The sequence below is a fragment of the Mesorhizobium sp. M7A.F.Ca.CA.004.06.1.1 genome (assembly GCF_003999135.1).
Lineage (GTDB): Bacteria > Pseudomonadota > Alphaproteobacteria > Rhizobiales > Rhizobiaceae > Mesorhizobium.
Genome location: NZ_RZPQ01000124.1, coordinates 1 through 10,688, shown reverse-complemented (window position 1 = coordinate 10,688; position 10,688 = coordinate 1). Strand labels below are relative to the sequence as shown.

General features: G+C 64.2%; 12 protein-coding genes. 3 read left to right on the top strand and 9 right to left on the bottom strand.

From position 1 onward, the window contains the following. Positions 1-565, top strand: a 565-nt coding sequence (locus tag EN906_RS10570) for a hypothetical protein (protein WP_127301795.1), incomplete at its 5' end; no start/stop codon positions are given. A 145-nt stretch (positions 566-710) separates the two neighbouring features. Here the strand turns inward: EN906_RS10570 and EN906_RS10565 are convergent. The 9 genes from EN906_RS10565 to EN906_RS10520 all read right to left on the bottom strand — a co-directional run bounded on the left by EN906_RS10565 (position 711) and on the right by EN906_RS10520 (position 8,605). Continuing rightward, entirely contained in the window at positions 711-2,219 is a 1,509-nt protein-coding gene (locus tag EN906_RS10565; RefSeq protein ID WP_127266974.1) for an aldehyde dehydrogenase family protein, read from the bottom strand. A 20-nt stretch (positions 2,220-2,239) separates the two neighbouring features. After that, on the bottom strand, positions 2,240-2,584 hold the full coding sequence (locus EN906_RS10560; protein WP_013528939.1) for a cupin domain-containing protein: 345 nt from the start codon (positions 2,582-2,584) through the stop codon (positions 2,240-2,242). A 23-nt stretch (positions 2,585-2,607) separates the two neighbouring features. Next, the gene (locus EN906_RS10555) at positions 2,608-2,949 is read right to left on the bottom strand and encodes a cupin domain-containing protein (protein ID WP_127266973.1); all 342 of its coding nucleotides are present in this window, start codon (positions 2,947-2,949) and stop codon (positions 2,608-2,610) included. Between the two features lie 17 nt (positions 2,950-2,966). Continuing rightward, the gene (locus tag EN906_RS10550) at positions 2,967-3,317 is read right to left on the bottom strand and encodes a cupin domain-containing protein (RefSeq protein WP_127266972.1); all 351 of its coding nucleotides are present in this window, start codon (positions 3,315-3,317) and stop codon (positions 2,967-2,969) included. Continuing rightward, positions 3,314-4,588: a glycosyltransferase gene (locus tag EN906_RS10545; protein WP_127266971.1), complete on the bottom strand. Its 1,275-nt coding sequence runs from the start codon at positions 4,586-4,588 to the stop codon at positions 3,314-3,316. The genes EN906_RS10550 and EN906_RS10545 overlap by 4 nt, the downstream gene beginning before the upstream one ends. Before the next feature lie 12 nt (positions 4,589-4,600). Further along, positions 4,601-5,674 carry an ABC transporter ATP-binding protein gene (locus EN906_RS10540; protein ID WP_127266970.1) on the bottom strand — a complete coding sequence of 358 codons (1,074 nt, stop codon included), beginning with the start codon at positions 5,672-5,674 and terminating at the stop codon, positions 4,601-4,603. Then, entirely contained in the window at positions 5,671-6,465 is a 795-nt protein-coding gene (locus EN906_RS10535; protein WP_127266969.1) for an ABC transporter permease, read from the bottom strand. Before EN906_RS10535 ends, EN906_RS10540 begins: the two co-directional genes overlap by 4 nt. Then, the gene (locus tag EN906_RS10530) at positions 6,458-7,300 is read right to left on the bottom strand and encodes an ABC transporter permease (protein ID WP_127266981.1); all 843 of its coding nucleotides are present in this window, start codon (positions 7,298-7,300) and stop codon (positions 6,458-6,460) included. Before EN906_RS10530 ends, EN906_RS10535 begins: the two co-directional genes overlap by 8 nt. A 240-nt stretch (positions 7,301-7,540) precedes the next feature. Beyond that, complete coding sequence (locus EN906_RS10520; RefSeq protein WP_127266967.1) at positions 7,541-8,605, bottom strand: spermidine/putrescine ABC transporter substrate-binding protein; 1,065 nt, start codon at positions 8,603-8,605, stop codon at positions 7,541-7,543. Between the two features lie 18 nt (positions 8,606-8,623). Here EN906_RS10520 and EN906_RS10515 point away from each other — a divergent pair, with 18 nt between their 5' ends. Both EN906_RS10515 and EN906_RS10510 read left to right on the top strand, forming a co-directional pair. Further along, positions 8,624-9,784 (top strand): GntR family transcriptional regulator, encoded by a 1,161-nt coding sequence (locus EN906_RS10515; RefSeq protein ID WP_236382938.1) that lies wholly within the window; start codon positions 8,624-8,626, stop codon positions 9,782-9,784. 10 nt (positions 9,785-9,794) lie between these two features. Continuing rightward, positions 9,795-10,688, top strand: an 894-nt coding sequence (locus EN906_RS10510) for a glycosyl transferase family 1 (protein WP_127375165.1), incomplete at its 3' end; no start/stop codon positions are given.

Here is a 10,688-nt window from a genome sequence, read left to right as displayed (position 1 = left end):
GGGGCAGGTGGCAAAGGCCAAAACGGACGACACCACGGTCGACAAGACCACAAAGGTCTCGTCGGTTCCCAAGGAGAAGAACATCCACGCCAAGCTCGGTCGGCTGAACTCGCTTCAGCGCAACATCAACGCCTATATGAACTCGAAGAGCAAGAAGTTCGCTGCCATCCAGGCCTTCGTGACGCAGTCCGCCAAAGCCAAGGTTGCTCAGGCCGCCGCTGAAGCGGCCCAGGAGAAGCTGGATGCGCTGAATTCTCAGTTGACCGCGCTGACGTCGCTGACGCCCGAGCAGATTGCGGCCATGACGCCCGAAGATCAGGCGGCCTTGCCTGGGAGGATAACGGATCTGGAGGCCGAAATCACTGCCCAGGAGGCAGAGGTCACCGCCGCCAATGAGGCGGCTGCCGCGGCAGAGGTCGGCACCGATGATGCATCGCTCGACGCGGCACTGGCGGATATGGCCAACAAGCCGGTCGACGCTGCGGTCACGTCCTGGGCTCAGGGCGTCCTTGCCGACAAGATCGACCAGACGGCCGCCGCGATGGAAGCAGAAACGACGCCGTAACGACTTGCCGTTGAAACGGCAGTAGCCAATCGAAGAAAGATGCCGCCGGGTTTCGCCCGGCGGCATCGCTTTTTCCCGGCCATGGACTGGCTATCCCAGGATAGCCACCGAGCTGGCTATCCGGAGCTGGCGAGGTTCGAAACACTCAGACGTGCTTGCGGCCACCGGTCTCGCGGAACCAGCTGTCGGGGTACGGATACCACCATTCCTGGATTGCAGGCTTGTGGTCGATGATCACCATTTTGGAGCGGCGGAAGGCGTCGAGCCCCTGGCGTCCGAGCTCGCGGCCGAGGCCCGAGGCCTTCCAGCCGCCGAAGGGCAGGGCATCATTGTCGATCAGCGGGTTGTTGACCCAGACCATTCCGGCTTCGAGCCGTTCAGCCGCCTCGTGGGCTTCGGCCAGATCGGTGGTGAAGACAGAGGCGCCGAGCCCGAACGGGCTGTCATTGGCAAGCCGGATCGCCTCGTCGAAATCCCTGACCCGGCAGATGGCGGCGACCGGTCCAAAGCATTCTTCGCGCACGATTGCCATGTCCGGGGTGACGCCGGTCAGGATCGTCGGCTCGTAGAACCAGCCCGTGTTGTGTGCCGGAGGGATGCGTCCGCCGGTGACCGCCTCGGCGCCGTGGGCGATGGCATCGTCGACCAGCCGCATGACCTTGGTGCGAGCGGCCTCGCTGACCAGCGGGCCGATCTCGGTCTTGTCCATGCCGTTGCCGATGCGCAGCGCCCGGGTCCTTTCGGCGAACAGCGCGACGAAGCGGTCATGAACGGCATCGACGACGAAGAAACGCTCGGCGGAGGTGCAGACCTGGCCGGTGAGATGGAAGGCCGCGGTGACGCTGCCGGCCGCCGCGATCTCAAGCGGGGCATGCTCGCTTATGATCAGCGGATCGCTGCCGCCGGCCTCGATGACGCAAGGTTTCATGCGTTCGGCGCAGGCCACCGCCACCGCCTTGCCGGCGGCGACCGAGCCGGTGAAGGCAACCGCATGGGTGCGTTCGGAGGCGATCAGCGCCTGCGCCGTGGCCGCTCCACCAGGCAGGCAGGAGACCAGCCCTTCCGGCAGCGAGCGGAACACGGTCATGTAGTCCAGCGTCGACAGCGTCGTCGCCTCGGCCGGCTTGATGACGCAGGCATTGCCGGCGGCGAGCGATGCGGCGACCGTCCAGCACATCAGCAGGATCGGGAAGTTGTAGGGCATGATGTGGACGGATACGCCATAGGGCTCGTAGCGCGCATACTGGAACGAACCGGCCTGCGTCGTGCCGGCGATCTTGCCGGCATCGTCGCGCGCCATCTCGGCGTAGTAGCGGAAGATCGGCGCGCAGTTGGCGATCTCGCCGATCGCTTCGGGGTAGGGCTTGCCCATCTCGCGCACCATCAGCTCGGCGCAGCGGGTGAAGTTGGCCACCTCGATGGCGTTGGCGACGGCATGCAGGTGCTTGGCGCGGCTCTTGGCGTCGAGCTTTTTCCAGGCGGCCTGCGCCCTGGTCGCGGTGGTGAGCACGGCATCGATCTCGCTATCGCTGGCTGCAGCGATGGCGCCGACTGTTTCGATCGTCGCCGGATCGATCACCGGCTTTGCCGTGCCTGCCATCGGCTGGTAGTCCGGGTTGACGAAGAAGGTCGGCCGGTCAGGGGAGAAATCCATGGACATCCTCTCGGATCCGCTCAGCGGATCATGTAGACCTTCTTGATCGTCTCATGGACGGTGCAGACGCCCTTCCAGTCCTGCGGGAAGAAAGCTGCGGTGTCCGGTTCGATCTCGATGACCTCGCCGGATTCGTGGACGTAGGTGCAGCGTCCTTCGAGGAAGTGGCAGAACTCGTCGCGGGTGACATGGCAGTGCCATTTGCCTGGTGTGCAGACCCAAAGCCCGCATTCGGAGCGGCCTTCCGGCCCCTTGTACAGCAGCTTGCCCGAGGTGTGGGATTGCCCCTCGATCATGGTCGGGATGACGCCCCAGTCGACGAGGTCGGTAATGGTGAGCGGGGATTTCATGATGGGTGTGGTCATGTCGATTTCCTTGAAAAGAGTGCTCAGCGGCACATGAAGGCCTTGGTCAGCGTTTGCCTGATGATGGAGATGCCGGTCCAGCCGGCGGGGAAGAACACCAGCGTGCCGGCCTCGACCGGGATCTCTTCGCCGTCGTCATGGACATAGCTGCCACGGCCTGAGAGGAAATGGCAGAACTCGTCGGCGCCAAAGGTGACCTTGCGCGTACCCGGCGTGCATGACCACAGGCCGCATTCGCTCGATCCGTCCGGGTTCCGGGACAGGACCCTGCCCGAGGCGCGCGGCGAACCGGCGAGCGTGTTGCTGCCCGCGCCCCAGTCCTCCAGTTCCACGCTCGAGGCCTTCGGCCAGTACGGTGTCGGCATGTCGTCAAGCTCCGTGGTCAGGCCAGCATGTAGACGTTGCGCATGGTCTCATGCACGGTGCATTCACCCGTCCAGCCGGCAGGGAACATGACCACGGTCCCGGCGGAGATTTCTATCAGCTCACCGACATCGGACCGGTAGGTCGCGCGGCCGGCGACGAAATGGCACAATTCATCGCGCGGGATGCTCAGGCGCCAGCGGCCTGGCGTGCACACCCAGATGCCGGATTCCGGCTGGTTGTTCGGGCCTTTGTGCACGAGTTTGCCGGTCGAGTGGGAGGCACCGTCCAACGCATCCGGCTGGGCGCCCCAGTCGACGAGATCGGCGCGGGTGGAGGCCTGGTGGAGGTGGGGAGCGGAGGAGGTCATAGCAGCGTCTCCAGCAACCCGGCTGCTTTCTCCGGCCCATTCTGCGCGCGCATCTGCGCCGATGTCTTCGCCAGCTTGGCTTTCATCGCCGGGTCGGTCAGGCAGGTTTCGATCTTGGCAATCAGCTCGGCATCGGTCCAGTCGTAGCGCGGCATGCCGAAGCCGTGGCCGGTTTCCTCTACGCGGGTGGCGTTGTCGTGGCCGTCCCAGACATAGGGCATGATGATCGCCGGCTTGCCGAAATAGAGGCACTCGGTGAAGGAGTTGTTGCCGCCATGGTGGATCACCGCATCGACCTGCGGGATAACCGAAGGCTGCGGGAACCAGCTCTCGACGATCACGTTGGCGGGCACGTCCGTGTACTGGTCCTTGTAGCCGCCGACATTGACCAGAGCCCGGTAGCGCGTCTTGCCCAGCGTCGCGATAATGCGCTTCAACAGGTCGACATCGCCGGCGCCGAGGCTGCCGAAGGAGACATAGAGCAGCGGCCCGTCATTGTTTTTGGCGAATGTCGGCACCGTGTAGGGTTTCTCCTGCCGCACGCAGCCTTCCAGATACTGGAACTTTGCCGGGTCGAGCGGGTGGCGGCGCTTGAACTTTGCCGCTTCGGGATAGAGCAGCAGGTTCAAATAGGGCGAGGCCTCGAAGAACTGGCCGATCGGATAAGGCGCCTCGTTGTTGGCGGCGAGGAAGGCGTTGAAGTCGTCATGGATCGGCTTGATCACCGCGTTGAAATGATCGCGGTAGCGCTGGTGACCGGCGTGGTCGTTCTCGCCGCAGCCGGAGAGATGGGGCGGGATGTCCTCGTCGTCGATCTCGTTTTCCGAGCAGGAGATGACGCGCACCCAGGGTTTGCCGAACTGCTTGATGGCCGGAAACAGGATGACGTTGTCGACGCAGATCACATCCGGCTTGATGGCTGAGAGAACGCGCGGCAGATCCTTCTGCGCCCATTTGGCGCTGTCGACGATCGCCGTCCAGCAATCCTTGACGTAATTGTCGACCTGATCGTAAGGCGATTTGCGGAAGTTCGGGATGTGGCCGTTGATGAAATCCTCCCAGAATTTCGCCATCTGCTCGGGCGGCATCGGCTCCGACAGGTTCACCGGATGCGCCTCGAAACCGTAGCCCTTGTAGACATCGACAAAGCCGGGGTCGGACAGGAAAACGGCTTTGTGGCCGCGCGCCTCGACCGCCTGGGCGATGCCGACGGAATTGAGCGCCGGGCCGTAGGCCGCTTCTGGAAAAAACGCGATCGTCTTCTGCGCCATCAGGCTTCTCCTTTATTCTGCGAAAACTCTGACATCGGCGGCGTCCCAGCCGAGTTCGACCTGATCTCCCGACGCGACCGGCCGGCGGTCGGCGGCATCAGCGGTGACGCGCACCAGGAACGGCTTTGGGGACAGAGGTGTGCGGACATGCAGCTGTAGGTCGAGCCCCTGATAGGCCAGCGCCTCGACCGTGCCGGTGGTGCGGTTGGCGGTCTCCACCGATGGGAACAGCCGGATGCGCTCGGGCCGCACCGACGCGACAGCAGATGCACCGGCTGTGAGTGTGGCGGGCACTTTGCCGGCGATACGCGCTCCGTTGGCAGCCACTACACCGTCGGTGGCGGCTTTACCGGGCACAAAATTCATCACGCCGATGAAGTCGGCGACGAAACGGTCGGCCGGATGCTCGTAGATCGCGTGCGGCGTGTCGCATTGCAGCAGTCTGCCGTCTTTGAGCACCGCCATGCGGTCGGCCATCACAAGCGACTCCTCCTGGTCGTGGGTGACGATGACGAAGGTAATGCCGACCTCGTGCTGCAGGCGCTTCAGTTCCAGCTGCATGGCGCCGCGCAGTTTCTTGTCGAGCGCGCCAAGCGGCTCGTCGAGCAGCAGCAGGCGCGGCCGCTTGACCAGCGCGCGGGCGAGCGCGACGCGCTGCTTCTGGCCGCCCGACAGTTGCTCCGGCTTGCGGTCGGTGAAGGGGACCAGCTCGGTTGTCGCCAGGATGGCGTCGACGCGGGAGCGGATTTCCGACGCCGGCAAGCGCTCCATCTCCAAGCCGTAGGAGACGTTGGCGCGGACGCTCATATGCGGAAACAGCGCGTAGGACTGGAACATCAGATTGACCGGCCGCTTGTTGGGCGGGGTTTTGGCAATGTCGCGGCCGTCGAGCAGGATGCGCCCCTCATTGGGCGTCTCGAAGCCTGCCAGCATGCGCAGCAGCGTGGTCTTGCCGCAGCCCGACGGGCCGAGCAGCGCGAAGAACTCATTCTCGCGGATGTCGAGCGAGATGCCGTCGACGGCGGTCACCCGGCCGAAATTTTTCGACACATGATCGATGGCCAGAAGCGTGCGGGGTTCGCTCATTGGCCTATGATCCCACGGTTGAGCCGCTGCGACAGGGTCAGCGCGGTGATCGAGACCGCCATGACTATGGTCGCCAGCGCGTTGATCTCCGGCGTGATGCCGAAGCGGATCATGGCGTAGATCTGCATCGGCAGCGTCGTCGATGCGCGGCCGGCGCCGGCGGTGAAGAAGGCGATGATGAACTCGTCGACCGAGAGCGTGAAGGCGAGCAGCGCGCCGGCGATCACCGCCGGCGCGATGACCGGCAATGTCACCCGCCTGAACGTGGTGAGCGCGGAGGCGCCGAGATCAGCGGAGGCCTCGACGATCGACCAGTCGAAGCTCTTCAGCCTTGCGCGCACCACCGAGCAGACGAAGGCGAGATTGAAGACGACATGGGCGAGGATGATCGTGTGCAGGCCCATGGTCAGGTTGAGCATGGAGAACAACGACAGCAGCGCGATCGCCAGCACGATGTCGGGAATGATCATCGGCGCGAAGATCAGCGCTTCGAGGCCCTTGCCGTACTGCCGGCGCATCTCGATGCCGATCGCCAGCAGCGTGCCGAGCAATGTTGCGATTGCGGTCGACACCAGCGCCACGATCAGCGTGTTGAGCGCAGCGGACAGGATGGCGCTGTTCGAGGCCAGCGAGGCATACCATTTCAGCGAGAATCCCGACCATGCGGTCGGCAGCCCACCTTCGTTGAAAGACAGCGCCACCAGCACGGCGATCGGGATGTAGAGGAAAGCGAAGACCAGGCTCAGCACGAGCCAGAGCGTGCGCCGCGTGGCGGGGGAGCGCTCAGCCATCGGTGCCTCCGCCGGCTTGCGCGGCGTGGCCCGAGGCGCGATTGGCGGCCAGCGCCTGCGCCATCAGCACCAGAAGCATGATGGCGATCAGCGCCATCGCGAGCGCGGCGCCGAACGGCCAGTCGTTGGCGGTCAGGAACTGGTCGTAGACGAGGTTGCCGATCATCTGGAAGCGGCCGCCGCCGAGCAGCGCGGGCGTGACGAAATTGCCGATCGACAGCACGAAGACAAACACTGCGCCGGCGGCAATGCCCGGCACGGTCAGCGGCAGGATGACACGGCGGAATGTGGTGGCGGCGGAGGCGCCGAGGTCACGCGAGGCCTCGGCGAGTTCCGGGTTGAGGCGCGACAGTGGCGCGTAGCAGGCGAGGATGACGAAGGGCAAATAGTTGTAGACGAGGCCGGCGATGACCGCGCCTTCCGTATAGAGCATCGATGGTGGCTCGCCGGTGTAGCCGAACCAGCGCAACAACTGCGTGATCAGGCCTTCGCGGTTGAGCAGCACGATCCACGCATAGGTGCGGATGAGGTAATTGGACCAGAACGGCAGCACGGCGAAGAACAGGAACACCGGCTGCCACCGGCGCGGGGCGGCTGCGATGGCGTAGGCGGCGGCATAGCCGATCACCACCGCGATCAGGGTGGCGGTGCCGGCGATGCGCGCCGAATTGAGGAAGATGCCGGCATAGAGCGGGTCGAAGACCAGGCCGAAATTCTCCAGCGTGAAGGTGTATTCGATGCCGCCATAGATGCCGCGCCGGAAGAAGGCGAGCGCCAGCACCAGCGCGCACGGCACCACTATCAAGGCGGCGAGCCATGCCAGCGCCGGGGCCATCAGGAGGGAGGAGCGGGAGGGGGTGTATTTCACGGAGGAGCGCCCCCCTCTGGCCTGCCGGCCATCTCCCCCTCAAGGGGGGAGATCAGCAGCTCGAACCTCTCGCTTACATCCAGATATCGAAGATTGGCGAAAGCGACGCCACAGCCAATCTCCCCCCTTGAGGGGGAGATGGCCGGCAGGCCAGAGGGGGGCGACATGGAACGCAAGCTTAATTCCAAGATGCTGTTGGAACAGTCCCTACTGCGCCGCCTTGATCTCGCTGACGATCTTCGAATAGTCGCGCTGGGCGTCGCCGACGTCACGCAACTGCTCGAACTTGACGAGATCGGCCACCGGCATCGCCATGTTGGGGAATTTGGCCAGGAAATCGGCCGGCAGGCTTTCCATGGCTGGCTTGTTCGGCACCTTGTAGTCGATGTTCTGCGCCGCCCAGGCGTGGTTCTTGGCGTCGAGCATGAAGTTGATGAACTGGAAGGCGGCATCCTTGTTGGCGGAGGCCTTCATCACCACCATCGTGTCAACCCAGAGGTCGGAGCCTTCCTTGGGAATGACGTATTTGATCTCTGGCTTTTCGGCGATGCCGTAATTGCACCAGCCGTCCCATGCCTGCACCATCAGCGCCTCGCCGGACACCAGCTTGGAATAGAAGGTGGTGTCGTCATAGGCGAGCAGGGTCTTCTTGGCCGAGATCAGCAGATCCTTGACCTCAGCCATCTTGGCCGGGTCGGTTTCGTTGACCGAATAGCCCTTGTCGAGCTGGCCAGCAGCCAGCAGCCAGCGGTCGGTCGCCAGCATGGTGGTCTTGCCCTTCAATTCGTCGGATGGCGCGAGCAGGTCGCTCCAGCTGGTGGGCGCAACCTTCATCAGGTCCGAACGGTAGCAGAGGCCGGTCGTGCCCCAGGTGTAGGGCACCGAGAATGCATTGCCGGCATCGTGCGGCAGCTTGGTTGCCTCGGGATAGAGATTGGTGAGGTTCGGGATCTTGGCGTGGTCGATCGGCTCGGTCAGGCCGAGCTTGTTCAGCACCTCGGCGAAGGGCGAAGAAACGAAGACCACGTCATAGCCCTTGCCGCCGGCGGCGATGAGCTTGCCCATGATCTCTTCATTGGTGGCGTGCACCACCACTTCGCCCGACACGCCGGTGGCGGTCTTGAAGGCGGCCATGGCGTCAGGCGCCATGTAGCCGTCCCAGTTGGAAATGACGAGGTCGGCAGCCGTCGCCGGCGCGGACAGCGCCAAGGCCAGGCCAAGTGCGATCGAAGATGTTTTCAGCGCACGGCGCCGCAGGCTGGTAGCGGTCATGACAGACTCCCATTTCGGTTGATCGTCGAATTGCATTCGCCGGACCAACGCCTGCGACCCTTGCCGCTGCCTCGATCCCGTTCCCTCGGTCTTTTTCTCGCCGATTGCCCTGACAGTACTATTGCAGAAAAAAGTACGTCAATCCATAATTTGCTAAGCGATCGTGGAATCTGGCCGATTGCGTCCGTGCGGGCGATCGGTCAGATCAATGCGGTCATGTCGTTTTCCACGAGACCAGTCATGCAAGCCGCAGCCCGACGACCTCGCACCAACCACCTCGATCTGGCGCAGCGCATCCTGGATGTGGCGCGGCAGCGCGGTTTTGAGCCCGGCGCACGCTTGCCGGAGCAGCAGATCGCTTCGTTGTGCAATGTCTCGCGCACGCCGGTGCGGGCGGCTCTCGGCCTGCTCGCTGAACGGGGTGTCGTGCGCTGGGAGGCAGATTCCGGTTATCACCTGGCCATCGACCTCACCGCGCAGGCTTCAGTCGCCACGGAACTGCCCGCCGCCGAGGAGGACGAGTTGGCCGAGGCGATCCTGCGCGACCGGTCGGCGCGTCGGCTGGACCAGACGGTGACCGTCGCGGGGCTGATACGGCGCTACAGTGCCGAGCGCAAGACGGTACTAAAAGCACTTAACAAACTGACCGAAGAGAATTTGTTGGACCGAGCGCCTGGCCAGTCCTGGCTGTTTCGGCGCACGCCCGACGATCCAGAGGCGCAAGGCGACAGCTATGAGTTCCGCTTGCTGCTGGAACCCGCGGCCATCCTGACGCCGGGCTTCCGGCTGGACGGCGCGCGGGCGGCGACGTTGCGCCAGGCTATGGAAGCGCTGGTGGCGCTGCCGGACGCCGCATTCGATACACGCGAGTTCCAGCGGCTGGACATCGATTTTCACGGCATGCTCGCTGAGGGCTGCGCCAACCGCTTCGTTGCTGATGCGCTGGCCGATCATCTCAGGCTGCGCCGGCTGCCGGGCATCTATGCCGGCGTCAACGTCTTCCGCCTGCGGCAATCGCTGCGCGAACACCTTGTTATACTCGACCATCTTGAAAGCCTGCAGTATGAGGTGGCGGCCGATCTGCTTCGTATCCACCTGCGGCTTTCCCGCAACCAGCGACCGCAGGCGGCCAGTCGCGGGGCGCCCGCCCTGTTCGGCATGATCAGCCGGCCGGAATGACGAGGAATAATTGACGCGTAAAGCCAGCCCGACCATCGCGCTGTTTCCCGAAGCCAGTTTCGGCGCGGCGTTGAATTGCGTCGGCATCGCGCAGGCATTGCGTGCCAAGGGAGCCCGGCCCGTCTTCATTTGCCATGCCGGCTTTTCCGGCGTCTTTGCCGACTATGGTTTCCAGGAATACCAGCTGCCGACCGACGAGCCGCTGAGCGACAGCGAACGCCAGAGCTATTGGCAGGCCTTCGTGCGCCGGCACCTGCCGCATTTCCGGCTGAGCCCGATCGACCAGCTGGAAACCTATGTCGCGCCGACCTGGCAGGCCATCGTCGACACTGCGGTCAATGCCGAGGCGCCGCTGCGCCAATTGCTGGCGCGGCTGAAGCCGGACGCGGTGGTGCTCGACAATGTCATCATGTTCCCGGCGATATCAGCCGCCGGCTGTCCCTGGGTGCGTGTCGTCTCCTGCGCCGAGACCGAGCTGCCGGACACCAATGTGCCGCCCTACCTGTCGGGGCTTGGTGCGGATGACCCGCAACGCGCGGCGTTCGAGGCAAGGTATCTGGCGGCTTGCGCGCCCGCACATGACCGCTTCAATCGCTTTCGCATGGATGCCGGCCTGGCGTCGCTGCCGAAGGGCCTGTTCCTCGAGGCGTCGCCCGACCTCAATTTGCTGCTGACGCCTTCGATCGTGCGTCGTGAGCGCGCCGAGCCGCTCGATCCCACGCGCTTCGTCTATCTCGAAGGCTGCGTGCGCTCGGAAGGGCCGTTCGAAGTGCCGGTGTTTCCGCGCAACAAGGGGCCGCTAGTCTATGTCAGCTTCGGCAGCCTCGGCGCCATGGATGTCGGCCTGATCGAGCGCATGCTGGTCGTCTTCGACAGGCTGCCGGCGCGCTTTATTGTCAATGCC

Coding starts and splice junctions, on each gene's coding strand:
- EN906_RS10565 (WP_127266974.1), bottom strand. CDS start 2,219: ATGGATTTCTCCCCTGACCGGCCGACCTTCTTCGTCAACCCGGACTAC.
- EN906_RS10560 (WP_013528939.1), bottom strand. CDS start 2,584: ATGACCACACCCATCATGAAATCCCCGCTCACCATTACCGACCTCGTC.
- EN906_RS10555 (WP_127266973.1), bottom strand. CDS start 2,949: ATGCCGACACCGTACTGGCCGAAGGCCTCGAGCGTGGAACTGGAGGAC.
- EN906_RS10550 (WP_127266972.1), bottom strand. CDS start 3,317: ATGACCTCCTCCGCTCCCCACCTCCACCAGGCCTCCACCCGCGCCGAT.
- EN906_RS10545 (WP_127266971.1), bottom strand. CDS start 4,588: ATGGCGCAGAAGACGATCGCGTTTTTTCCAGAAGCGGCCTACGGCCCG.
- EN906_RS10540 (WP_127266970.1), bottom strand. CDS start 5,674: ATGAGCGAACCCCGCACGCTTCTGGCCATCGATCATGTGTCGAAAAAT.
- EN906_RS10535 (WP_127266969.1), bottom strand. CDS start 6,465: ATGGCTGAGCGCTCCCCCGCCACGCGGCGCACGCTCTGGCTCGTGCTG.
- EN906_RS10530 (WP_127266981.1), bottom strand. CDS start 7,300: ATGGCCCCGGCGCTGGCATGGCTCGCCGCCTTGATAGTGGTGCCGTGC.
- EN906_RS10520 (WP_127266967.1), bottom strand. CDS start 8,605: ATGACCGCTACCAGCCTGCGGCGCCGTGCGCTGAAAACATCTTCGATC.